Source organism: Thalassotalea montiporae, from assembly GCF_053485855.1.
In genome coordinates, this window is record NZ_JBQRUO010000009.1 from 35832 (window position 1) to 59379 (window position 23548).

A 23548-nucleotide genomic window follows, 5' to 3' on the forward strand; every position below is an offset into this window, starting at 1 on the left:
TTTACTCGCCTATTTGCTAAACTTATCTATGATTTTTAATGTGTTAAGTTAAGTTTAGGTCTTATACGAATATACTTTATTCGCTATTATTAGCAGCGAATGGCATTGATTAAGGACTAATTATGTACACAATTTTGGCAGCAGATGATGCCAAAGACACGCTAATGCTACTGGAATTTGACCTACAAGCTGAAGGCTATCAAGTGTTGAAAGCTGAAGATGGCGAAAGCGCATTAGCGACAATTAAGAACAATAACGTTGATATTCTACTGCTTGATTTGTATATGCCAGGCATGTCAGGCATTGAGACGTTGAAAAAGCTCAAAGCCACTCCTGAACAGTCCAACATACCGGTTATTATGTTGTCTGCGTCTGATGATGAAGACAAAATCGTTGAAGCGCTTGAACTAGGTGCTCACGATTATGTGACCAAGCCATATATTGCTAAAGTATTGCTCGCACGAATTCGCAATGCGATAAGACTACGTGAAAAAACACTAACACTAGAAAATTTAGCGAAAACAGACTTTCTTACCAAACTCAATAACAAAGGAAGCTTTGAACAACTGAGCTTAAAAGCCATCAATCAGGGCTCCCGTGCAATGAATAACATGGCAATAGCCATGATAGACATCGATCATTTCAAAGCCGTTAACGACAATTATGGTCATGAAGCGGGCGATATCGTATTAAAACAGTTTGCTCATTTACTTGCTCAAACCTTCAGAGATTACGACATTATTGGCCGTGTAGGTGGTGAAGAATTCGCGGTTTGTATGCCCGAGGTTAATCAGCGCGACGCTGTTAATGCCTGTGAACGTTTTCGAAAAGCAGTAGAGCAAACGCCAATGGAGCTTGGAAACGAACAAATTTTTGTCACGACCAGTATTGGTGTCGCTTGTGCTCAACATATTGAAGTAGGGTATGACTTTAATCAAATGATGCAGACTGCCGACAAATTTCTTTACGACGCCAAACAACTTTCTCGAAATGTGACGTTAAGCCATCCACCTGAGGGGCAAGAAGAAACTGTTCAGCAAACACCTGCGCAAACAATCGCAGTTAATGAAAGCGGCGAGCAGGGCTTTGTTGGCATAGATTATCAAGTTGGCTTAAGTAATGTGCTTGGTGATGATGACTTATTCAAAGAAATACTGAAAATGTTCTTCGATGATCATCATCAAGATGGGGTTAAAATTCAGCAGGCAATAGATACAGATGACCAGGCGAGTATGAAACACTTAGTACACACCCTTAAAGGGGTTGCCTGTTCAGTTGGCGCAATGCAGTTATTTGAACGAGCTAAGCAATTAGATTTTGCTGTTAACGATGGCGATAAGGAAAGTTATCAAGGCTTGTTTGACAATGTTTCGTTTGAATTAGATCGGGTAATTACAGGTATTAAAACAGAGCTAAATATTAGTTAAACGGATACGTCGCAACAACAAACAGTTGCTATGATATACGATAAAAAAAACCAGCTCACCGCTGGTTTTTTTATGCTTGCTGTCATATCAATCTATGGTTAGCTCAATATCGCTAGTGGGCACACAACAGCACGGAAGAATTTCCCCTTCACTAACAAAAGCCAGTGGCTCCCCTTGCGGGTATCGAATTTGCCCTTTATCAAGTTTGACACGGCAAGCACCACAGAATCCATCTCGACAATGGTAATGCACTTCGATGTTAGCTTCTTCTAAACACACCAGCAAATCTGGCTGTTTATCTGTGAATATAACCTCTTGGCCATTGGCGATTACCTTGTGTGGACTATCGTTAGTATCGCTTTCACTCATTTTATAAAACGATAGCCCTATAGCTTTTCAATATCATCGATTTTATTGAAGATCTAAAGGTCAAACTCTTCGAAATCGTCTTCCGCGACAGCAGCATCTACTTGACCAACTAAGTAGCTGGAAATTTCAGACTCTTGCGGTGCTACTTGTACGTTATCACTCACCAAGTATGCGTTCATCCATGGTAGTGGGTTGCTTTTCACGTTAAATGGCGATTCTAGGCCGATAGCGTTCATACGCTGATGACTAATGTATTCAATGTACTGGTTTAGTATTTGAGCGTTTAAGCCGATCATTGAGCCATCTTTAAATAGGTACTCTGCCCATTCTTTTTCTTGCTCAACGACATCAAGGAAAATTTGACGGCCTTCTTCTTTAAGCTCATCAGCGATTTCTTTCATTTCTGGGCAATCTTTACCAGACATCCAGTTGTTAAGAATATGCTGAGTGCCGGTTAAGTGTAATGCTTCATCACGGGCAATCAGTTTGATGATTTTTGCATTACCTTCGAGTAACTCACGTTCTGCAAAGGCAAAAGAACAGGCAAAACTGACATAAAAACGAATGGCTTCTAATGCATTGACCGAGCAAATAGCAAGGAACAAGCGCTCTTTCAATTTACGCGTGCTCACTTCAACCATTTCCCCTTCAACTTCATATGTGCCTTCGCCTTGTGATTGAAGTAATTGCGTTGTCAAAATCACGTCATCAAAGTACTTAGCGATACTGGTTGCACGATTTAAAATCGCTGGATTGACCACAATATCGTCAAATACTTCACCAGGCTCAGTAAATAGATTACGCAGAATATGGGTGTATGAGCGAGAGTGGATGGTCTCACTAAATGCCCAAGTTTCAATCCAAGTTTCTAACTCTGGCAATGAAACTAGTGGCAATAGAACAGCGTTAACTGAACGCGCTGCCATACTATCTAGCAAGGTTTGATACTTTAAATTCGAAATGAAAATATGCTTTTCAGATGGCGTTAAGCCTTGCCAATCAGCGCGGTCTTTTGAAACGTCAACTTCCTCTGGACGCCAGAAGAAGGAAAGTTGCTTTTCGATTAGCTTTTCAAAAGCCATGTATTTTTGTTGGTCGTAACGAGCAACGTTAACACTATTACCCAAAAACATCGGTTCAAGCAGGGCGTTTGTTGGGGTTTGATTAAAAGTTGTATAAGTCATTAATAACTCCAAATGTCGTACTTAGCTGACATTTTTGAATGTGCATCTTGATTGCTATTGTTCTAATTTACTGTTTTTATCTTGCGTATTCGCATGTTTAAAACTGACGCTTCAACACACGAACAAGCCGCATGTCATATTATGCAGCTAGCAACTAGGCTATTTGCATTGACCATGCGGCTTTGTATTACGGAACGTGTAAAGTTAAATCTTACACGCGCCGCCTTCACAGCCGTCATCTTGCTGGCTGTCGTCTGCACCATCACGAGTATTGTGGTAGTACAAGGTTTTAACACCGAGTTTGTATGCCGTAAGTAAATCTTTGATGATCTGCTTAACAGGTACTTTGCCGCCTTCGTAACGCGATGGATCGTAATTCGTGTTGGCGGAAATCGTTTGGTCGATAAACTTCTGCATAATACCAACAAGCTCTAAATAGCCATCGTTGCTCGGAATGTTCCAAAGCAACTCGTAGCTATCTTTTAAACGTTTGTACTCAGGTACAACTTGTTTTAACACGCCGTCTTTACTTGCTTTAATACTGATTAAGCCACGTGGTGGTTCAATACCATTAGTCGCATTTGAGATTTGCGATGAAGTTTCAGACGGCATCAAAGCTGATACTGTTGAGTTACGAACGCCGTGTTCTTTGATGCTTTCGCGTAACCATTCCCAATCAAGGTGAAGCTGTTCGCCAGTAACTTTATCGATATCTTTTTTGTACGTATCGATAGGTAGAATGCCTTTACTTAATTTTGTTTCATTAAATAACGGACATGCACCTTGTTCTTTCGCCAATAAGTTAGACGCTTTTAGCAAATAATACTGAATGGCTTCGAAAGTGCGGTGCGTTAGGTTATTAGCGCTACCGTTTGAATAGAAAACACCGTTTTTCGCTAAGTAGTAGGCGTAGTTAATAACACCTATACCCAAGGTACGACGACCCATAGTTGCACTGTGTGCAGCAGGAACTGGGTAGTCTTGATAGTCTAACAGGCTATCAAGTGCACGAACGGCTAAATCTGCAAGGCCTTCTAATTCGTCTAAGCTTTCAATGGCTCCTAGGTTAAATGCCGATAGGGTACAAAGTGCAATTTCACCATTAGGGTCATTTACATCTGCCATTGGCTTAGTTGGTAAAGCAATTTCTAAACATAAATTACTTTGGCGAATAGGCGCTTGTGCAGGGTCGAATGGACTGTGTGTATTACAGTGGTCAACATTCTGCAGATAGATACGACCTGTGCTCGCGCGCTCTTGTGCAAACAAACCAAACAGTTCTATCGCTTTAATACGTTTCTTACGAATTGACTCGTCTTGCTCGTATTTTACGTAAAGCTCTTCAAATTTGTCTTGGTCTTCAAAGAACGCGTCGTATAAGCCTGGTACGTCACTTGGGCTAAATAGCGTGATTGATTCACCTTTGATCAAACGCTGGTACATCAGCTTGTTGAACTGTACACCGTAGTCTAAGTGGCGAACTCGGTTCTCTTCTACACCGCGGTTGTTTTTAAGCACTAATAAGCTTTCTACTTCGAGATGCCATAGCGGGTAGAATAGGGTCGCTGCGCCACCACGTACACCACCTTGAGAACAGCTTTTTACTGCCGTTTGAAAGTGTTTGTAAAAAGGAATACAACCAGTATGGAAGGCTTCACCACTTCGAATTTCGCTACCTAGTGCACGAATTCTACCGGCGTTAATGCCAATACCAGCGCGTTGCGATACATATTTTACAATTGCGCTAGACGTTGCGTTAATTGAGTCTAAGCTGTCGTCACACTCAATCAATACACATGATGAGAATTGACGTGTTGGCGTACGTACACCAGCCATAATTGGTGTAGGTAATGAAATTTTAAAGGTCGAAATAGCGTCGTAGAAGCCTTCGATGTAACGCAAGCGGCTATCAGCTGGATACTTAGCGAATAGGCAAGCAGCTACTAAAATATAGAGGAACTGAGCACTTTCATAAATTTCACCCGTCACGCGGTTTTGAACCAGGTACTTACCTTCAAGTTGCTTTACGGCAGCGTAGCTGAAATTAAGATCACGACGGTGGTCGATGTAGCTTTCCATTTGCTCAAATTCAGCTTGCGTATAATCAGCCAATAAATGCTGGTCATACTTACCACTTTCAACCATGTTAACAACATGATCGTATAGTTTTGGTGGTTCAAATTGACCATAAGCCTTTTTACGCAAGTGGAAAATTGCTAATCGTGCTGCAAGATACTGGTAGTCAGGTGATTCTTCAGAGATCAAATCCGCAGCTGCTTTGATGATAGTCTCATGAATGTCAGATGTTTTAATTCCATCATAAAACTGAATGTGAGACTTTAATTCAACTTGCGAGACAGAAACGTCATCAAGGCCTTCTGCAGCCCAAGCAATTACTTTGTGAATTTTTTCCAGATCAATGGCTTCTTTATTACCATTTCGTTTAGTTACAAAAAGATTACTATTCATGAAAGACCTTGAGTGTGTTTTATTCTTCTTATTTTTTGAGCAGATACTGTTGCGTAATTACTCAAATCTAGTAAACCACTAGGACTAGTGGTTATTTGAATAATCAATACACAATATATTGGGTTATTTAAAAAATATGATCACAAGATAATGAGGTTTGACGGTTATTGCAAGGGCAAAAAATTAGAGTGATTATTTAATAATCTAGCCTAAAATTGACTGGTTAGTAATGACTAACGTAGTAGTACGTTTTAATTTTGCTTTAATAAAAACGCAATGGTTTTTTTGCACTTTTTTGCCGTCATAGAATGATTTATTACATTAAATTCCGCTTTTTATTTCTAATTTGAATATATGTTTTGATCTCTATATATATCAATGGCTTAGCCATTTGGTGATTTTGTGAACAGAAATTCCATCTTGTTAATTTCACTTGGATGAGCACAGTGAATATCTGCCTGCCATGTCGTTAGGTCAGTATCGCTAGCGATGTATCCCCAGCCAGCAATAATGGTGCACATATTAGCTGCGTTACCTGCTTCGATATCGCGTGGCGCATCGCCAACATATAAACACTCATTTGGTGTTACTCGAATCTCATTGGCAGCTTGTAGTAGTGGTGCAGGGTGAGGTTTACGCTGTGCTAATGAATCTCCACCAAGCACAGAGGCGGCTGACTTTAGTTCAGGGAAATGAGGCAAAAGCACATGCGTTAGGCCAATGGGTTTATTGGTGACAATTCCCCAAGGGATTTGGTGTTGCTCAAGCTTTTCAATAAGCGCTGCTACTCCAGGGTATAGGCAGGTATGCTCGGCAATGTGATTCTCGTAGTAATCGAGAAATTCAATACGCAATTGTTCATAATCAAAGTTTTTTAATCCAGCACCAAAGCCCAGCTCTATCAAGCCTTTTGCACCATCTGAAGCAACCGGTCGATAACGCTCGCGTGGAACTTTGGGTAAACCGTGACTGGTTAGCACCGCATTTAATGCCTCGCCAAGGTCATTTGCGGTATCGAGTAGTGTGCCGTCTAAATCAAACAAAACACCTTTGTAATGTGGTACGCCATTTAATGTTGATGACATCGTCATTAGCCAACCTTTTGACAGCAGATAATATAGTTAACGTCTAAACTGCCACCCAGTTTATGATTCTCTGTGATCGGGTTGTAGTGAATGCCAGTAGCGTCAATACATTTCAATCCGCTACTTTCAGCCCAGCCTATTAGTTGCGATGGTCTAATGAATTTGTCGTGATCATGGGTGCCATCAGGCACAATCTTTAAGACCTTTTCAGCTGCTAAGATTGCGAGTAGGTATGATTTAACTGTTTTATTTAATGTAGAAAAGAAAACATAACCGTTTGGTTTTACCATGTCTGTACAAGCTTGGATGATAGAGGCTGGATCGGGCACATGCTCTAGCATTTCCATACAAGTCACCACATCGAAGTGCTCAGGGCATTGCAGCGCTTTTTGCTCCGCTGGAATTTTTTCGTAGTTAACATCTACACCAGATTCCAGTGCATGCAACTTAGCAACATTTAGTGGCTCTTCGCCTAAATCAATGCCAGTAACCTTAGCGCCTAATTTAGCGAGGCTTTCTGACAAGATACCGCCACCACAGCCAACATCAAGTACTTGCTTTTCAAACACTGACTCAACATGCTGCAAAATAAATTGACGTCTGAGTGGGTTAACTTGGTGAAGCGGTTTAAAGTCGCCCGTTAAGTCCCACCATTGGCTAGCAACTTGTTCGAATTTAGCGATTTCTTGAGGGTTTACATTGATTGAGTCTGACATAGGAGGGTTTCTAATTGCTTGAGTCTCTATATTATTTAATTGGGATTTTAAACTAAGCGTTTAGCGAAACCTAGCGCTGAGAAAACAAAAAACTAATAAAGTTGCTCACATCAGTTCAAGTACTAATTCAGGCGACAGTTTGAGTGAAAAAACTGAATATCGTTCAGGCTCGATAGTGACTAAATCTCGCTAAGATTGATTTTTAATCACTAACTACTTAGATTGAAGAAGAGAAAGCTATCGATATTAAATCGAACAATAATTAAAAAATAACAACAATAAACAGCATTAACAGAGCAAAATTATTATGAAGAGCGTTATAGAACAATTAGCCAATTATAAAAGTGTTCATTTAAACAAGAACAATATCAAAAGCCATATTGTTGGCGTCCCGATGATCATATGGTCGATAGCCTTATTGTTAAATACGTTGAGTTTTGAGGTCACAATTTTCGGGCATGAAATAGTTATAGGCTTAGCTATCGTCGCCGCACTTGTTGTATTGCTATACTATTTTGCATTGCATGTGCCGCTAGCCTTGATGATTGCATTGCTCTTTGGACCTTTAGTGATTAGTACACAGTTAGTGGTCGATATGGGGCAACCAGTGCTTATTGCATTGGGCGTCTTTTTCATTGGTTGGGTGATTCAATTTATTGGCCACGCCTATGAGCGAGCTAAACCTGCTTTTATAGACGACATTAATCAGCTGCTGATCGGTCCATTATTTTTAATTGCCGAATTGTATTTTGCGCTTGGCCTAAATAAGGAAATGGCGGATGAAGTTCATCAAAAGGCCGTTGAGAAGCGTAAGTTGTTTGAGCAAGCCAAAGCGGTTTGATTAAAAAGCTGCTTGATCATGTAGCATAATTTGAAAGATGACAGGCAAGCACGATTAGTGGCTTGCCGTCATCTCATGGATTGTGCTGTTATCATTTGATGTGAAGTTCTCGCTGCCAATACGATCACCTAGTCCACTTAATACGGTAACCATACCTTTACACACCGCAAGAATTTGTTTGTTTTGTTTAAAATCGTTGGGTAATACAACTCGCCCATTGTCACGGCGAGGGTAACGACCATAATGATGCTTAAGTTGAACGTCATTATTGTCTAAATACAATACGGTCACTAGCTGCTTATTGTCAGACACGGAATCAGTCATCACTTCTCCTGATTAAAAACTAATCTCATATTACACCCGTTCATCGGTGTGTGTCTTTTTCAGACTGTACTAATTTGTAATCGAAATGTAGTAGGTATAGATGGAGCAGAGAATGTCAGTCCTTGCTAGAAGAAAAACCAGAGGGTTATAACACCTTGTTGCTTAATTTGATTTTGCATCTATTAAATCGATTAATTGTAGAGTTTGATTAATAACTGAGCGATTAATGACGAAGTTAGTATTTTAGTCAATATTAAGTCTTAACTTGGCTTCTAGATAATTTAATTTATCGCTTAGTTATCAATTGCTTATTGGCTCATGTTTGACATGCTCGGCAAAGCTTGAAATTGCTGGCTTTAATATGCAAAACTAACCGCTACAAAGCGTTATGGCATCCCCTTTTTTTGTGGTAGTATGCTGGCCTTAAATTAAAATAATAATTTCGAAAATTTCTGTATTAAATAGGGATACCATCGATTTATGTCCGATCTGGCAAAAGAAATTCTCCCAGTCAATATTGAAGACGAGCTGAAAAGCTCTTACCTCGATTACGCGATGAGTGTAATCGTGGGCCGTGCGTTACCTGATGTACGCGACGGTCTAAAGCCTGTGCACAGACGCGTACTATACGCCATGAACGTACTGGGTAATGATTGGAACAAACCTTACAAAAAATCAGCACGTGTTGTTGGTGATGTAATCGGTAAATACCACCCACACGGTGACACTGCGGTATACGACACAATCGTTCGTTTGGCGCAAGACTTCTCAATGCGCTACATGCTAGTAGACGGCCAAGGTAACTTTGGTTCAGTTGATGGTGATTCAGCGGCGGCAATGCGTTACACCGAAATTCGCATGAATAAAATCTCGCATTCTATTCTTGCTGACTTAGAGAAAGAAACCGTTGATTTTGTGCCTAACTACGATGGCACTGAGCAAATTCCAGAAGTCATGCCAACCCGCATTCCTAACTTGTTAGTGAATGGTACCTCAGGTATTGCCGTTGGTATGGCGACGAATATTCCGCCGCACAACTTAACTGAAGTCATTAACGGTTGTTTAGCCTTAATTGATAACAGTGAGCTAACGATTGATGACTTGCTTGAATACATCCCTGGCCCTGATTTCCCAACCGCGGGCATTATCAGTGGTAAAGCGGGTATTATTGAAGCGTACAAAACCGGTCGCGGTAAAATAAAGATCCGCGCTCGCGCTGAAATTGAAGTTGACGATAAGTCAGGTAAAGAAACTATTGTAGTTCACGAATTACCTTACCAAGTTAACAAAGCGCGTTTGATTGAAAAAATGGCCGAGCTGGTTAAAGAAAAACGCTTGGAAGGTATTTCAGCACTGCGTGATGAGTCTGATAAAGACGGTATGCGTATGGTCATCGAAGTTAAGCGTGGTGACGTGGGTGAGGTTGTTCTAAACAATTTGTACAAGCTAACCCAAATGCAAGTGTCTTTTGGTTTAAATATGGTGGCGTTAACTGACGGCCAGCCGAAACTATTTAACCTAAAAGAAATGCTTGAAGCATTCTTACTTCATCGCCGTGAAGTAGTTACTCGCCGTACGATTTTCGAATTACGCAAAGCACGTGATAGAGCCCATATTTTAGAAGGCTTATCAATTGCACTTGCTAACATCGACCCAGTCATTGAGTTGGTGAAAAGCTCAGCTAACCGCAGAGAAGCTGAAGAAAAACTAGTTTCGCAAGGCTGGGCATTAGGTAATGTTGCTGGCATGCTTGAAGCAGCTGGCTCAGATGCAGCTCGCCCTGAGTGGTTAGAGCCGCAATACGGTATTCGCGATGGTCTTTACTACCTAACACCAGAGCAGGCGAAAGCAATTGTAGATTTACAGTTGTACAAGCTTTCTGGTATGGAACACGAAAAGATTCTAAACGAGTACAAAGAGTTATTAGACTTAATTGCTGAACTACTGCACATTCTTAACTCGCCAGCGCGTTTGATGGAAGTGATCAAAGAAGAGCTAGAAGCGATTCGCGATGAGTTTGGTGATGAGCGCCGCACAGAAATTACCAGTGCTTCTCATGATATTTCACTTGAAGACTTGATTAACGAAGAAGACGTTGTTGTAACGCTTTCTCACGAAGGCTATGTGAAGTATCAAGCACTGACAGATTACGAAGCACAGCGCCGTGGCGGTAAAGGTAAAGCGGCTACTAAGATGAAAGAAGAAGATTTCATCGAGCGCTTATTAGTGGCTAATACCCACGATACTATTTTGTGTTTCTCAAACCGCGGTAAACTTTACTGGTTGAAGGTTTATCAATTGCCACTGGCGAGTCGTACGGCTCGTGGTCGTCCAATTGTTAACTTATTGCCACTTGAGAGCGACGAGCGTATCACGGCTATTTTACCGGTACGTGAATACGAAGAAGATAAATACATTATTATGGCGACTGCGTCTGGTACGGTGAAGAAAACGCCATTAACGGCATACTCTAACCAACGTGCTAACGGTATTATTGCCTTGAACCTACGTGATGATGATACGCTGATTGGTGTTGATATCACTGATGGTTCAAACGATATCATGTTGTTCTCTGACGAAGGTAAAGTAGTTCGCTTTAACGAGAAACAGCGCGATAGCGAAACTGGTGAAGTTAAACGCGATCCAGAAACTGGTGAAGAGCTGTTAGCGCTTCGTCCTATGGGTCGTACCGCGACGGGTGTTCGTGGTATTAACCTTGAAGATGGTCAAAAAGTGGTATCACTTATCGTGCCGAAAAATGGTGGCGCGGTCTTAACCGTTACTGAAAATGGTTACGGTAAGCGTACAGAGCTAGCTGAATACCCGGCGAAGAGCCGTGCAACCAAAGGTGTTGTATCAATCAAAGTGAGTGAGCGTAACGGTAAAGTGGTTGGCGCCGTTCAAGTTGAAGATAACGATGAAATCATGATGATCACTGACAGCGGCACACTAGTACGTACACGCGTTAATGAAGTGAGTGTGATTGGCCGTAACACACAAGGTGTTCGATTAATTCGTACTGCAGAAGATGAGCACGTAGTGGCACTTCAGCGTATAGATGAAATCGAAACCGAAGAGTTAGTTGACGGCGACATTGTTGAAGGTGAAGTGGTTGTAAGCGACGGTGAAACATCGCCTTCGTCTGATGCTTCTGCAGCTGAAAACCTCGATGGCGAGTCGTATAGCGATCCCGACGCCTAACGCCCAAGGTATAAGATAAAGGAAAAATGGGCGGTTTATCCGCCCATTTTTTTTCGCTAAATAAAATGATAGTTAAAACAGTTAGAAGGAAGTGTTGAGATGTCTGCAACCTATAATTTTTGTGCAGGACCAGCGATGTTACCAACGCCAGTTATGGCAAAGGCACAAGCTGAATTTATCAATTGGCAAGACAATGGTTGCTCGGTGATGGAGCTCAGCCATCGTAGTAAAGTTTTTATGCAGCTTGCTGCCAAGGCTGAAGCTGACCTCAGATCACTAATGAACATTCCTACTAACTATAAAGTGCTATTTATGCATGGTGGTGGTCGTGGTCAATTTTCTGCGGTGCCACATAATTTACTACCTGAGGGCGGAAAAGCGGATTACGTGATTTCAGGCTCTTGGTCAAAAGCTGCAGCCAAAGAAGCCGCTAATTACGGTGAAATTAATACCATTGAAGTTGTCACTAAGACAGAAGACAGTCAAACGGTGCTAGCGCCAGCTGATTGGGTATTGTCTAAAGACGCAGCTTACGTGCATTACTGCCCGAACGAAACGGTTGATGGCATTGAAATCTTCGATATTCCAGAAACAGGAGATATTCCGTTGATCGCCGATATGTCGTCAACAATCATGTCGCGCGAAATCGATGTTAGTCGCTTTGGTTTGATTTACGCTGGTGCGCAAAAAAATATTGGCCCGTCCGGTCTAACTATTGTTATTGTGCGTGAAGACCTATTAGGTAACGCCAGATTAACCACGCCATCTGTGTTTAATTACGAATTCGCTGCTAACAATGATTCAATGTATAACACACCACCAACCTTTGCCTGGTATTTAGCAGGCTTGGTATTTGAGTGGCTAACTGAGCTTGGCGGTGTTGCAGCTATCGAGCAAGTAAATAAAGAAAAAGCTGCTTTACTTTACGACTATATTGATAGCAACGACTTTTATGTTAATAACATTGATAGCCAGTATCGCTCGTTAATGAATGTGCCATTTTGGTTAGCAGATGAATCGCTAAATGATGCTTTCCTAGCAGAGGCTGAGCAAGCGGGTTTATTGGCACTAAAGGGCCATCGCAGTGTTGGCGGTATGCGCGCCAGTATTTATAACGCCATGCCATTGGCAGGCGCAAAAGCATTAGTAGACTTTATGGCGGATTTCGCTGACCGTAATAAATTGAAGTAAATAGAGTCACTAAATCAAAGTGATTAAAGAGATTGAAGGAAGTTCTATAGTGGAACAATTAACACTACAACCGATCAACAAAATTGACGGTGAAGTATTTTTACCGGGCTCTAAGAGTCTTTCAAACCGTGCCTTATTGATTGCCGCTTTGGCCAAAGGCACGACGAAGATTACTAACTTATTAGTGAGTGAAGATATTGAGCATATGCTCAATGCACTCACGAGCTTAGGCATTGAATACCAATTAAGCGATTGCGGCACTGAATGCATCGTGGCTGGTAACGGTGGCTTTTTCAAAGCGGAAGCGCCACTTGAGCTATACCTAGGTAACGCGGGCACGGCGATGCGTCCACTATGTGCAGCATTAGCGGCGAGTGAAGGTGAATTCGTATTAACGGGTGAGCCGCGCATGAAAGAGCGCCCAATTGGCCACTTAGTTGATTCACTCAACCAATTAAATGCCGATATTGAATATCTAGAAAACACAAATTACCCGCCATTAAAAATCAAAGGTAAAACCCTAGGTGGCGATCGTGTAACCATTGACGGTTCAATTTCAAGTCAGTTCTTAACGGCAATTCTGATGATTGCACCGTTATTACCAACTGATACAAATATCGAAATTGAAGGTGAGTTAGTGTCTAAACCTTACATTGATATCACGCTTGATATTATGGCCAAATTCGGTGTTGACGTTGAAAATCAAAACTATCAATCATTCATTGTCAAAGGTCAGCAAAGCTATCAAGCACGTGAACGCTACATGGTCGAAGGTGACGCATCGTCTGCTTCTTATTTTTTAGCGGCGGGTGCGATTAAAGGCGGAGAAATTACCGTACATGGTGTAGGCACCTCAAGTGTTCAAGGTGACAAGCACTTTGCTGATGTGCTCGAAAAAATGGGTGCTGAAGTGATTTGGCAGGAAGAGTCCATCACGGTTAAAGGCAAACCGTTAATGGCAGTTGATATGGACATGAACCACATTCCAGATGCGGCAATGACAATCGCAACAGCTGCTTTATTTGCCAAAGGTACGACGAGTATTCGCAATATCTATAACTGGCGAGTCAAAGAAACCGATCGTTTATCGGCAATGGCGACTGAGCTACGTAAAGTAGGCGCAGTAGTAGAAGAGGGTGAAGATTACATCTCAGTCACGCCGCCGGAGTCGCTAACACACGCTGCTATTGATACCTACAACGATCACCGCGTCGCGATGTGTTTCTCGCTGGTGGCGCTAAGTGACACCCCAGTGACAATTAACGATCCTAAGTGTACGGCGAAAACCTTCCCTGATTACTTTGATAAGTTAGCGCAAGTTTCCAGCTAACCATTTCAGTTCACTTGTTGCCTTTGACGTAGATCAACTTTAGCAGGTTAAGCAAAATAAAAGTTGAACTAGTCAGGCAACAAGCCTTCTAAGTAAAGCTAAAAAATAAATCCGCGCATTAGCGTTATCCAAGAAATATTAAAAAACAAATTTTTGAACGATTTTCGCTATTAATTCCCGTATAATGCGCCCGATTTGCGACATTAGGAGATAAAATGTATGCAAGAAAGCATTCCCGTAATCACGATTGATGGCCCAAGCGGTGCTGGTAAAGGCACTGTTTCACGATTAGTAGCAAACCAATTGGGCTGGCAACTTTTAGACAGTGGCGCGATTTACCGCGTGTTAGCTGTGGCTTTGCTGCATCACAACATTGAAGTTGAAGAAGAAGAGCCGCTAATTCCTATTGCGGCACATTTAGATGTGCAATTTGAAATTACCGAAGATGGCGAAAGCAAAGTCATTCTCGAAGGTGAAGATGTCTCTAATAGCATTCGCACCGAAGAAGTTGGCGCGTTAGCGTCAAAAGTGGCGGCATTTCCACGTATTCGCGAAGCCTTACTACGACGTCAACGTGCATTTCGCGTTGAGCCGGGTTTAGTGGCTGATGGTCGCGATATGGGTACAGTGGTATTTACTGATGCACCAGTAAAAGTATTCCTGACGGCAAGTGCGGAAGAACGTGCCGAGCGACGATTTAAGCAGTTGAAGGAAAAGGGCTTTGATGTTAAAATCGGGCGCCTTTTGGATGACATACGTCAACGTGACGAGCGAGATCAGAACCGTGCGGTCGCTCCGCTTGTTCCAGCAGAAGGTGCGTTAATTATTGATTCTACTGAACTTTCTATTGATGAAGTGGTCAGCAAAATCCTTTCATTTACCAATGAAAAATTAACGCAAACGGAAACCATTTAAACTTTGGGTACGGATACACAAAGTATTTTTAACAACCCCATGAAACACTGATGTTGATTGGATTATTTATACGAGTTCATATACAGGTATGACTGAAAATTTTGCACAACTTTTTGAAGAAAGTTTAAAAGAGATCGAAACGCGCCCTGGTTCAATTATCAAGGGTACTGTTGTAAAAATCGAAAAAGACAACGTTATTGTTGACGCTGGTCTTAAGTCTGAGTCAGTAATTTCTATCGACCAATTCAAAAACTCTGCTGGTGAAGTAGAAATTGAAGTAGGTTCAGAAGTTGACGTTGCTTTAGATGCGACAGATGACGGTTTCGGTGAAACTGTACTTTCTCGTGAAAAAGCAAAACGCCACGAAGCATGGCAAGTGCTTGAAAAAGCTTACGAAGAAAAAGAAACTGTTATCGGTGTTATCAACGGTAAAGTTAAAGGTGGTTTCACTGTTGAAGTAAGCAACATTCGTGCATTCTTACCAGGTTCTCTAGTTGACGTTCGCCCAGTTCGCGATACAGCTCACCTAGAAGGTAAAGACCTAGAATTTAAAGTTATTAAGCTTGATCAGAAGCGTAATAACGTTGTTGTTTCTCGTCGTGCTGTTATCGAATCAGAAAGCAGCGTAGAACGTGACGAGTTACTAGAATCACTACAAGAAGGTCAAGAAGTTAAAGGTATCGTTAAGAACCTTACAGACTACGGTGCATTCGTAGACTTAGGCGGTATCGACGGTCTTCTTCACATCACTGACATGGCTTGGAAGCGTGTTAAGCACCCAAGCGAAATCGTTAACGTTGGTGACGAGATTCAAGTTAAAGTTCTTAAGTTCGACCGTGAGCGTACACGTGTATCTCTAGGTATGAAGCAGTTAGGCGAAGATCCATGGGTAGCAATTGCTAACCGTTACCCAGAAGGTTCTAAGCTTTCTGGCCGCGTAACTAACTTAACTGACTACGGTTGTTTCGTTGAAATCCAAGAAGGCGTTGAAGGTCTTGTTCACGTTTCTGAAATGGATTGGACAAACAAAAACATCCACCCATCTAAAGTTGTTAACTTAGGTGACACAGTTGAAGTACTAGTATTAGAAATTGACGAAGAACGTCGTCGTATTTCTCTAGGTCTTAAGCAATGTGTACCAAACCCTTGGGAAGAGTTCGCTAAGAACTTCAACAAAGGTGACAAAGTTACTGGTAAGATCAAGTCAATCACTGACTTCGGTATCTTCATCGGTCTTGACGGTGGCATCGACGGTCTTGTTCACTTATCTGACATTTCATGGAACGGCGGTGAAGAAGCTGTTCGCGAATACAAGAAAGGTGACGAAATCACTGCTGTTGTACTTCAGGTTGACCCAGAGCGTGAGCGTATCTCTCTAGGTGTTAAGCAAGCTGAAGACGATCCGTTCAATATGTATCTGACAGATAACAAAAAAGGTGCTATTGTAACTGGTAAAGTAGTTGAAGTTGACGCTAAAGGCGCTAAGATTGAATTAGCTGAAGGTGTTGAAGGCTACCTACGTGTTTCTGACATTTCTCGTGACCGCATCGAAGATGCAACAACTGAATTATCAGTAGGCGACGAAGTTGAAACTAAGTTCATGGGTGTTGATCGTAAGAACCGCACAATTAGCTTATCTATCAAAGCGAAAGATCAAGCTGAAGAGCGTCAAGCGATGGACAACTTGAACCAAGCAGACGATGCTGGTTTCACTAACGCTATGGCAGAAGCATTCAAAAACGCTAAAGGTTAATTGCTTTAGCGCTTAAGGTGAGGAGGTGTTGCTATTTACTAGCCACCTCCTTGATTGTTAACTGCATTAGCGTGATGCTGAATGACAACTGGGAGGTCTAATGACCAAGTCAGAACTCATTGAAAAATTAGCGGAAAGTTTAACTCACATTCCAGCTAAAGATGTTGAATCTGCTATCAAAGAAATTCTGGAATTGATGGCGCAATCTTTATCGAAAGGAGAGCGTATTGAGATTCGAGGGTTTGGTAGTTTTTCTCTACACTATCGTGCACCACGTACTGGTCGTAACCCTAAGACTGGTGAAGCAGTAGAGCTTTCCGGTAAATATGTACCGCACTTTAAGCCGGGTAAAGAATTACGTGAACGCGTAAATGCTTCCTTTGCTTAGTTGCGAAAAATTATAAAAAACGGCATGCTTTGGCATGCCGTTTTTTTTGTCTTTGATTTTTAAATATTTCCCAATTCTGATTGATTTAATGGTATTTTCATTACGTTGAATTGGACAATAATCATTGGATGTTAGTTTGAAGTTATATTTCACCATTTTTGTACTGGTTGTATTGCTGCTAGTCGCTTTCGCTTTTGGTAGTCAAAATGATCAGCTAATCACGTTAAACTATTTCATTGCTAAGGCAACGATGCCGGTCGCAATGGCGGTAAGTATATTTGCTGGCTTAGGGTTTCTTTTTGGCTTGGTATTTATGTTTCTTATTAATTTGCTTAAGCCACTCAAGCGTAAACAAAATAAAGGCTAAGAAAACCTATGCTTGAGTTGTTGTTTCTATTGTTGCCTGTTGCCATGGGATATGGATGGTTTATGGGGCGCAATAGCATTAAGCAAAAAGATCAAAATGCTAAGCAAGATTTATCCATTAAATACTCAACAGGTTTGAATTACCTATTATCGAATCAGCAAGATAAAGCTATCGATTATTTGATTGAAGCGCTCAAAGTAGAAGACGATACCGTTGAAGCGCATTTTGCGATGGCAAACCTTTTTCGCAAGCGCGGCGAGCTCGACCGAGCACTTAAAGTACACGAACATCTAGTACGTAATGGCAATTTGCCAACCAAAGCAAAACAGCAAGCCATATTTGAACTAGCGAAAGATTTTTTAACAGCAGGTTTGTACGACCGTGCTGAGCATATGTTTCATAAGTTGCTCAAGGCAAAACCCTATCAGTTAAAGTCTTTAGGTTATTTAATGCAAATTTACCAATCTACTAAGGATTGGCAGCAGGGCATTGCGCTTAAAAAAACTATTTTTAAACTCAAAGACAAACAACTGCTTCATAACCTAGCTAACTTCTATTGCGAACAAGCACTTGAGGCACAAAAACAAGGTGAGTTTATCGCGGTTATTGAGTTATTAGAGCAGGCATTGGTGTGCGATGCTAAATCATGTCGTGCTAATTGGCATTTAGCCGGTGTTTATGAAGAGCATAAGCAATACGAGCAAGCTGCTAAGTGTTATCGTGCTATTTATAAGCAAGACAAAGACTTTTTCCCTGAAGTTATCGAAAAAATGCATAGCTGCTATCAAGCATTGGATGATGAAGAAGCTTTCTACAGCTTTATTAAGCAAGTGTACGATGAAACTGGCACGACGAGCACATTGATTAAATACCTAGAGTTTCTGTCAACGAAATATGGCGCGGATAAAGCCGTGGAGTTTTTATTGGCTGGCTTAAAGCGCAGACCTACCATTCGAGGTTTTAAGCATTTCGTTAAGTTACAACTTGCCAATGAACCGTCTGAAAATCAAAGTGAAAGTTTGGATGTGATCAAGGAGCTTGTCTCCGCCTACTTAAAGATGCGTCCAAGATACAGTTGTCGCTCTTGTGGCTTTAACAGCAGCACACACTATTGGTCGTGTCCATCATGCCATGATTGGGAGCAACTGAAGCCTGTTAGAGGCCTAGAAGGCGAGTAGTTGATGTCCAATTTTATTCGTGAACATCAGCTTATCTTGAAGCAGCCTTTGTTCAAGCTTTTTTATCTATAATCGATTTTCGTTCTTTTTTATATTCTTGGTAAGGCTTTTTTGCCTGATGACAAGCCTGATATTCATCGCCTGATTGGGCGTTATTAATGCACTCACTTTTTTGGTAACCTTGGCCAAGCTCATAAAGCTGTTTATTACTACAACCAAGGGTTAGAAGCGTTAACATTAAGGTAATAGTGATTTTCGACATAGTTATCCTAAGATGCGATGTTAAAAATATTTTGGTTAGTAACTTTTCTTTGCTATTAGGACTGCTCAGTTATGAATTAGTTCGTCGCTTATCTGGAGTAATACTGTAAGCGACGAAGGTATAGATAACTTTATAATAAGCGGTGATTTATTGCTTTTGACTAGTCCTAAATCCATATAACCGCAGTTACCAAGCAATCAACAGTTTACCTTATTCATATTTAATCTCTAGCGACCAAGTGTTCAATATACCTTGATCTTCAGACCATAAATCACGTACTTGTAATATCCAATCGCCTTTAATTTCGCTACCTATTAGGTTGTTAAGTGTTGGCGTTGACTCTGGAGTATAGATAAACTTGACATTGGATCGAGCGTCACTTTCGACATTTTTCAATACGACAATCTCACCAGATGGCGCAACAAGCTGGATCATCAGATCGCCACGATAGCTATGGTTGATATCGACAGCAACAGAAACGCCTGCAATCTCGCCCTGAGCGTCAATACTAATGACATCTTGAATTCCTACACGGCTATTATCTGGTATTGCCAGATTCGGTTTATTTTCTACCTTGATGGTTTGCTCTGTCGGTTTATATGCTATTTCCAATGTCCAGTCATCGAGCCGCCCTTGATCGTCTGCCAGTAAATCCCGAACAGTGAGTTGCCATTGCCCTTGAACTGCTTCTTGCTTAAAAACTGCCAGTGGCGAGTTGCTATCGTTAGAGTTAAGTAAAAGGTTTAGGTTATCTAATTGACCACCTTGACCGCTGTGTAGCATGACAGATGTACCCGCAGGAGATTTCAGCTCTACTTCTAAATCACCACGATAGGTATGAGAAATATTAATGCTGAGCTGTACAGAAATAAGTTTTCCTCGCTTAGGGACGGTGATAGCGTCGATAATACCAGCTTTGTTATTATCTGGTATTAGCAAGTCAGGGTTCGACTTGTGCTTAAACATTACCGTTTCACCAGTCGGAATAATTTGAGCGCCAGTTCGGATTTTTATTTCTCTCGCTAACAGTTGAATATCGGAGATTACTAGCCCAGATTCAGTGCCATCCCATTGCAGCGTTGAAGGATTGGTTTTGGCCGACAGAAACTCACCATCCATATTGGTATCGTAAAGATCGTCGGCATCACCTGCATCTTCATTACGTTCTAGATCACGTCGCCCATCCGCTTGCAATAAAGCGCATTGATAATGGCGACTTTCGGTGCCGTCTTGCCATTCATTTGAGCCATTGCGATCACAGTGGTAAACCGCTAAGCCTTTGGAAGGTAGATGGCGATCTAGGTCTAAGTTTTGGCGGTTTTCCACCAAGAAAAACTCGTTATCGTGCTCAGTATGATAAATATACGCTTTGTTATATTCGCCATGGCTAATTTGGTATTCACCCGGTGAGGCAAGATCTATTTCAGTATCTATCCAACCGGTTAAATAACGTAAGTAGGCGCAAATTGGCGCTGGAACTTTACCGCGACCAAGGTGGTTGCCTGAGCTCATCATGCAATAGCGACCTAAACCACTGCTGTTACGATTGTCACCATCTCGGCTGCCATAGTCATATAAATCGGGAAATCGACATAGCATATGGCCGCTTTCATGGGCAAATGTGCCTATGCTTAAATCGACGGCGCGTCGTCCTAAACTTTGAATCGTATAGAAGTGCGTACGGGTATTATCTTGTTGTAAGTGGATGACCGAATTATGAGGCCATAACCAATTCCGGTATTCTGTGCGGCCAGCATACATAAAACTTAGCGCGTCGACGATGCCATCGCCACGAGAATCATAGTTTGATAAATCTACGCCATGATCCATAATCGCCAAATTCAATGCTTCTTGTACTAACAGATTATTGACATAAAAAGATTTGTTTTTACTGAGCTTGATTGGGCCGATGACATCGTTAGTGTAATCAAGCTTATTAGAAGACATTAGCTGATAATATCGACGTACTGAGCAGAAGTTACCATGCGCAGAGAAGTTAAGGTCATTTAACATCGCATCGACTTGATCACCTGTTATTTGAGTCGTTTCATCCTTAAATTCAACTAATATAGTTAACCCTCGAACATTGCCCGTATTTACCTGACGGCCTGTTAATAGCCCTTGCTTAGGGCCAAAAGTTTGGAATGTTAGATCATTTTCGATAGGTCGTATTTGAGTTAACCTGACATTGTGTTTTTCTTGTTGAACCTCTGCAGCTTCATGTAACTGCCGTTGCATATTTTCTAACGGTTGCTTTCTTATCGGTCGACGGGATGAGGTAAACGTACCTTGATGGACTTGCGCATAGCAAAACAGGCCGAGCTGTTCGTCATAAACGGTTGTGTAACCGTCGAGGGTGGTATAGCGTGCATAAAATTCGTCGCCGTTAACAATAAGCGACACATCTGAATCATTGCGTTGAGGAAAAACTAAAACTTCACCTTTAATTAGACTCATAACAATCTCCCTGAAAGTGTCATCTAATAAATAGTGGCAAACTTAGATTTTGTTAAATATGGACTCTCCAACGACTGTTATTTTCTAGAGTAATAAATCAATATATGACATTAGGGTTTGCCGAGTTGCACAGCACATTTACCATTGTAGTCGTATAACCGATGTTTAACATTTTTTAGATTGAGGGCGCGTTAGTAAACCTGAGCATAAACCTAAGCATAGGCTGCTATTCGCACGGGTAGCGCTGCTCCATCATTCGGATAGATTTTCTGATAATGGTTTTGAGTACATCGGGGTCAATGTCTGCCAGCTTATTGATATATAAACAAGACTTGCCCAGTTTATGTTTACCTAGGCGTGCAAGTTCTTCTGAAAACTCATCAAAGCCCGGCATTATATAAACACTGAGTGCTGTTTTACGTGGCGAAAAGCCAGTTATCGGCCATGTTCCGCCGGCACTGGTATTTTGATAGGTATATTTGCCAAAGCCGACAATACTATTGCCCCACATTTTGGCAGGCTTGCCCGTCAGCATTGTCATCAATTCAAGTAGCGCTAAGCCGTCGGTAACTTTTTGAGGGTGTCCAACACTTTCTATAAAGGTTTTAACATCCGCATCATTTTCTTGCGTTTTTAATGTCATTTATCGTTACCTGTTATGTCTAATATTGCTGCCTGTATTGTTGCCATCATTGTTTCCTTTATTGCTGCAAGTAACTGCTATAAATTTTCCTGTTTGGCGCCGGGGCCGAGTGGCTGGCCATAACTAAACTCAACAAAATTGCCATCAGGGTCTTTTATGCCGCAATAGTAGCCAACAGGGTAGGGCTCTTGTTTGCACGGCCACACTAGAATGCCTTCTTCGCTGGCTTGCTCGGCAATGCTATCGACTTCTGCTTTGCTGGCTAGGGCAAAACCTAAGTGAGAAAAATCGTTTTCCTGTTGGGCTTTTTCCGGTCCACCGGGCAGCACCACAATAATAAACTCATTGGCCTTGCTTGGTTCTGCTAACCAAACAATGCGCTTGCCGTCTGGCCCATGTGGTCGACGATCACGCACTATGCTAAGTCCAGCGTAACGCTGATAAAAATCAATACAGGCTTCTAAGTTTGCCACATGCAAGGCGATATGGGTTAGACTGGCGTTCATAGCAGCTCCGAAACCATAATTAACGGCACTAATTTAGTGTATTTCAATTGATATTAAGTATAGAAACGAATGCCTGATAACCTGAACTATACCTTTAAAATACTTGCTCGAGACTGGCATAAAAGGCGCGCTCCCAATCTGAAAACGGTTGAACCAGTGACGGTTGATATTCCCAATTTTAAGCAAGAGCACAATCATATGTGCACTATGATTGTTACCTACAGTGATAATTCCACCAAAGAGCTAATCGCACGAGTGATACATAATCAACTGGCCAAGCGGTGGACGGTTGATGGTATGGAGCTAGCAGTCGAAGTGGTTATCAATGAAGTGTAAATCACACTGAAAAAATAATGACTAATTGCTATCTAAGCGCAAAGCTATCTACAATAGCAAACTGATTGATTATCAAACTGTTAAGGACGACTGTGTTGAATTTGTTAAACTGTGATTTTAAAAGCCGTTTAAACTACTATATTTCTGCTTCTTCTGCCCGCTCCATTATCAACTTTCGCTTTGGCAATTTAAAACCAGTGTTATTCGCCTTATGGGTTAGCAGTTATTGTAATACCTCATTGGCAACAGAATTTGTTGAGTCAGAAGATGGCGTAAATTTAAGTGATAATAACTTCCCTTGGCACTTAGTAATGGATCGCGGCAAAATTCTCGGCTGCATTTATGATAATAAATACTACTCACTTGGCTCCATTTTAGTACTTGAATCCTTGCCTAGAAAGTGTGGGCAAGCCTCCGATCGCAATGGTGTTTGGCAACAGTTGTCCGAATCTGAACTAGCACTGTTTAAGCAGAATATAGAGACTCAACAACAACTTGAGCGTGAATCCACCTATATTGGCGCAGAGCCAATTAATCGTGAAGAAGCGCGTTTAATTCGTTATTTGCGAAGAGTTAAAGAGTTTGCTGAAAAGTCGCAAGAGTAGT

The 23548-nt window shown here is 41.5% G+C and carries 22 protein-coding genes; 12 read left to right on the forward strand and 10 right to left on the reverse strand.

The window, feature by feature from the left end; translation table 11 throughout:
• The first annotated feature begins 122 nt into the window (after window positions 1-122).
• On the forward strand, window positions 123-1427 hold the full coding sequence (locus tag ACSLUR_RS17775; RefSeq protein WP_448556644.1) for a diguanylate cyclase: 1305 nt from the start codon (window positions 123-125) through the stop codon (window positions 1425-1427).
• Window positions 1428-1514: 87 nt separating this feature from the next.
• Here the strand turns inward: ACSLUR_RS17775 and yfaE are convergent, their stop codons facing one another.
• The 5 genes from yfaE to ubiG all read right to left on the reverse strand — a co-directional run bounded on the left by yfaE (window position 1515) and on the right by ubiG (window position 7250).
• Window positions 1515-1796 carry a class I ribonucleotide reductase maintenance protein YfaE gene (gene yfaE / locus ACSLUR_RS17780; protein WP_448556645.1) on the reverse strand — a complete coding sequence of 94 codons (282 nt, stop codon included), beginning with the start codon at window positions 1794-1796 and terminating at the stop codon, window positions 1515-1517.
• 53 nt (window positions 1797-1849) lie between these two features.
• Window positions 1850-2980 carry a class Ia ribonucleoside-diphosphate reductase subunit beta gene (nrdB, locus tag ACSLUR_RS17785; RefSeq protein WP_448556646.1) on the reverse strand — a complete coding sequence of 377 codons (1131 nt, stop codon included), beginning with the start codon at window positions 2978-2980 and terminating at the stop codon, window positions 1850-1852.
• Window positions 2981-3184: 204 nt separating this feature from the next.
• Window positions 3185-5449: a class 1a ribonucleoside-diphosphate reductase subunit alpha gene (nrdA, locus tag ACSLUR_RS17790; protein ID WP_448556647.1), complete on the reverse strand. Its 2265-nt coding sequence runs from the start codon at window positions 5447-5449 to the stop codon at window positions 3185-3187.
• Between the two features lie 383 nt (window positions 5450-5832).
• Window positions 5833-6540, reverse strand: coding sequence for an HAD family hydrolase (locus ACSLUR_RS17795; protein WP_448556648.1), 708 nt, complete (start codon window positions 6538-6540; stop codon window positions 5833-5835).
• Complete coding sequence (gene ubiG / locus ACSLUR_RS17800; protein WP_116000005.1) at window positions 6540-7250, reverse strand: bifunctional 2-polyprenyl-6-hydroxyphenol methylase/3-demethylubiquinol 3-O-methyltransferase UbiG; 711 nt, start codon at window positions 7248-7250, stop codon at window positions 6540-6542. The genes ACSLUR_RS17795 and ubiG overlap by 1 nt, the downstream gene beginning before the upstream one ends.
• Window positions 7251-7557: 307 nt before the next feature.
• On the opposite strand from ubiG, the gene ACSLUR_RS17805 reads away from it, so the two are divergent.
• The gene (locus tag ACSLUR_RS17805) at window positions 7558-8091 is read left to right on the forward strand and encodes an Mpo1 family 2-hydroxy fatty acid dioxygenase (protein ID WP_448556649.1); all 534 of its coding nucleotides are present in this window, start codon (window positions 7558-7560) and stop codon (window positions 8089-8091) included.
• Window positions 8092-8145: 54 nt separating this feature from the next.
• Here the strand turns inward: ACSLUR_RS17805 and ACSLUR_RS17810 are convergent, their stop codons facing one another.
• Window positions 8146-8415: a DUF2375 family protein gene (locus ACSLUR_RS17810; RefSeq protein ID WP_448556650.1), complete on the reverse strand. Its 270-nt coding sequence runs from the start codon at window positions 8413-8415 to the stop codon at window positions 8146-8148.
• A gap of 480 nt (window positions 8416-8895) precedes the next feature.
• Between ACSLUR_RS17810 and gyrA the strand changes: the two genes are divergently transcribed.
• From gyrA to lapB, 8 genes are all read left to right on the forward strand, one after another.
• The gene (gene gyrA / locus ACSLUR_RS17815; protein ID WP_448556651.1) at window positions 8896-11616 is read left to right on the forward strand and encodes a DNA topoisomerase (ATP-hydrolyzing) subunit A; all 2721 of its coding nucleotides are present in this window, start codon (window positions 8896-8898) and stop codon (window positions 11614-11616) included.
• 99 nt (window positions 11617-11715) lie between these two features.
• Window positions 11716-12807, forward strand: coding sequence for a 3-phosphoserine/phosphohydroxythreonine transaminase (gene serC, locus ACSLUR_RS17820; protein WP_448556652.1), 1092 nt, complete (start codon window positions 11716-11718; stop codon window positions 12805-12807).
• 49 nt (window positions 12808-12856) lie between these two features.
• Entirely contained in the window at window positions 12857-14137 is a 1281-nt protein-coding gene (aroA, locus tag ACSLUR_RS17825; RefSeq protein ID WP_448556653.1) for a 3-phosphoshikimate 1-carboxyvinyltransferase, read from the forward strand.
• Between the two features lie 219 nt (window positions 14138-14356).
• Window positions 14357-15052 carry a (d)CMP kinase gene (gene cmk / locus ACSLUR_RS17830; protein WP_448556654.1) on the forward strand — a complete coding sequence of 232 codons (696 nt, stop codon included), beginning with the start codon at window positions 14357-14359 and terminating at the stop codon, window positions 15050-15052.
• Between the two features lie 88 nt (window positions 15053-15140).
• Complete coding sequence (rpsA, locus tag ACSLUR_RS17835; protein WP_116000012.1) at window positions 15141-16805, forward strand: 30S ribosomal protein S1; 1665 nt, start codon at window positions 15141-15143, stop codon at window positions 16803-16805.
• Window positions 16806-16905: 100 nt separating this feature from the next.
• Window positions 16906-17193, forward strand: a complete 288-nt coding sequence (gene ihfB / locus ACSLUR_RS17840) for an integration host factor subunit beta (RefSeq protein WP_116000013.1) — start codon at window positions 16906-16908, stop codon at window positions 17191-17193.
• Between the two features lie 136 nt (window positions 17194-17329).
• A complete protein-coding gene (locus ACSLUR_RS17845) occupies window positions 17330-17560 on the forward strand; it encodes a lipopolysaccharide assembly protein LapA domain-containing protein (protein ID WP_181901466.1) in 231 nt (76 codons plus the stop codon).
• A gap of 8 nt (window positions 17561-17568) precedes the next feature.
• Complete coding sequence (lapB, locus tag ACSLUR_RS17850) at window positions 17569-18738, forward strand: lipopolysaccharide assembly protein LapB (protein ID WP_448556655.1); 1170 nt, start codon at window positions 17569-17571, stop codon at window positions 18736-18738.
• A gap of 52 nt (window positions 18739-18790) precedes the next feature.
• Here lapB and ACSLUR_RS17855 read toward each other — a convergent pair whose 3' ends face one another.
• From ACSLUR_RS17855 to ACSLUR_RS17870, 4 genes are all read right to left on the reverse strand, one after another.
• The gene (locus ACSLUR_RS17855; protein ID WP_448556656.1) at window positions 18791-19000 is read right to left on the reverse strand and encodes a hypothetical protein; all 210 of its coding nucleotides are present in this window, start codon (window positions 18998-19000) and stop codon (window positions 18791-18793) included.
• A gap of 210 nt (window positions 19001-19210) precedes the next feature.
• The gene (locus ACSLUR_RS17860; protein ID WP_448556657.1) at window positions 19211-21457 is read right to left on the reverse strand and encodes a M6 family metalloprotease domain-containing protein; all 2247 of its coding nucleotides are present in this window, start codon (window positions 21455-21457) and stop codon (window positions 19211-19213) included.
• Between the two features lie 226 nt (window positions 21458-21683).
• Complete coding sequence (locus ACSLUR_RS17865; protein ID WP_448556658.1) at window positions 21684-22100, reverse strand: DUF1801 domain-containing protein; 417 nt, start codon at window positions 22098-22100, stop codon at window positions 21684-21686.
• Between the two features lie 77 nt (window positions 22101-22177).
• Window positions 22178-22606, reverse strand: coding sequence for a VOC family protein (locus ACSLUR_RS17870; protein ID WP_448556659.1), 429 nt, complete (start codon window positions 22604-22606; stop codon window positions 22178-22180).
• Window positions 22607-22675: 69 nt separating this feature from the next.
• Between ACSLUR_RS17870 and ACSLUR_RS17875 the strand changes: the two genes are divergently transcribed.
• Both ACSLUR_RS17875 and ACSLUR_RS17880 read left to right on the forward strand, forming a co-directional pair.
• Window positions 22676-22942: a hypothetical protein gene (locus ACSLUR_RS17875; RefSeq protein WP_116013148.1), complete on the forward strand. Its 267-nt coding sequence runs from the start codon at window positions 22676-22678 to the stop codon at window positions 22940-22942.
• 92 nt (window positions 22943-23034) lie between these two features.
• Window positions 23035-23547, forward strand: a complete 513-nt coding sequence (locus ACSLUR_RS17880; RefSeq protein ID WP_448556660.1) for a hypothetical protein — start codon at window positions 23035-23037, stop codon at window positions 23545-23547.
• The last annotated feature ends 1 nt before the right edge of the window (window position 23548 follow it).

Excerpts from the sequence above, each read along its gene's own strand:
- ACSLUR_RS17855 (WP_448556656.1), bottom strand. The coding sequence starts at position 19,000 with ATGTCGAAAATCACTATTACCTTAATGTTAACGCTTCTAACCCTTGGT.
- cmk (WP_448556654.1), top strand. The coding sequence starts at position 14,357 with ATGCAAGAAAGCATTCCCGTAATCACGATTGATGGCCCAAGCGGTGCT.
- ACSLUR_RS17810 (WP_448556650.1), bottom strand. The coding sequence starts at position 8,415 with ATGACTGATTCCGTGTCTGACAATAAGCAGCTAGTGACCGTATTGTAT.
- ACSLUR_RS17875 (WP_116013148.1), top strand. The coding sequence starts at position 22,676 with ATGCCTGATAACCTGAACTATACCTTTAAAATACTTGCTCGAGACTGG.
- ubiG (WP_116000005.1), bottom strand. The coding sequence starts at position 7,250 with ATGTCAGACTCAATCAATGTAAACCCTCAAGAAATCGCTAAATTCGAA.
- rpsA (WP_116000012.1), top strand. The coding sequence starts at position 15,141 with ATGACTGAAAATTTTGCACAACTTTTTGAAGAAAGTTTAAAAGAGATC.
- gyrA (WP_448556651.1), top strand. The coding sequence starts at position 8,896 with ATGTCCGATCTGGCAAAAGAAATTCTCCCAGTCAATATTGAAGACGAG.
- ACSLUR_RS17805 (WP_448556649.1), top strand. The coding sequence starts at position 7,558 with ATGAAGAGCGTTATAGAACAATTAGCCAATTATAAAAGTGTTCATTTA.
- nrdA (WP_448556647.1), bottom strand. The coding sequence starts at position 5,449 with ATGAATAGTAATCTTTTTGTAACTAAACGAAATGGTAATAAAGAAGCC.
- lapB (WP_448556655.1), top strand. The coding sequence starts at position 17,569 with ATGCTTGAGTTGTTGTTTCTATTGTTGCCTGTTGCCATGGGATATGGA.
- nrdB (WP_448556646.1), bottom strand. The coding sequence starts at position 2,980 with ATGACTTATACAACTTTTAATCAAACCCCAACAAACGCCCTGCTTGAA.
- yfaE (WP_448556645.1), bottom strand. The coding sequence starts at position 1,796 with ATGAGTGAAAGCGATACTAACGATAGTCCACACAAGGTAATCGCCAAT.
- ihfB (WP_116000013.1), top strand. The coding sequence starts at position 16,906 with ATGACCAAGTCAGAACTCATTGAAAAATTAGCGGAAAGTTTAACTCAC.
- ACSLUR_RS17870 (WP_448556659.1), bottom strand. The coding sequence starts at position 22,606 with ATGAACGCCAGTCTAACCCATATCGCCTTGCATGTGGCAAACTTAGAA.
- ACSLUR_RS17795 (WP_448556648.1), bottom strand. The coding sequence starts at position 6,540 with ATGACGATGTCATCAACATTAAATGGCGTACCACATTACAAAGGTGTT.
- serC (WP_448556652.1), top strand. The coding sequence starts at position 11,716 with ATGTCTGCAACCTATAATTTTTGTGCAGGACCAGCGATGTTACCAACG.
- ACSLUR_RS17775 (WP_448556644.1), top strand. The coding sequence starts at position 123 with ATGTACACAATTTTGGCAGCAGATGATGCCAAAGACACGCTAATGCTA.
- ACSLUR_RS17860 (WP_448556657.1), bottom strand. The coding sequence starts at position 21,457 with ATGAGTCTAATTAAAGGTGAAGTTTTAGTTTTTCCTCAACGCAATGAT.
- ACSLUR_RS17865 (WP_448556658.1), bottom strand. The coding sequence starts at position 22,100 with ATGACATTAAAAACGCAAGAAAATGATGCGGATGTTAAAACCTTTATA.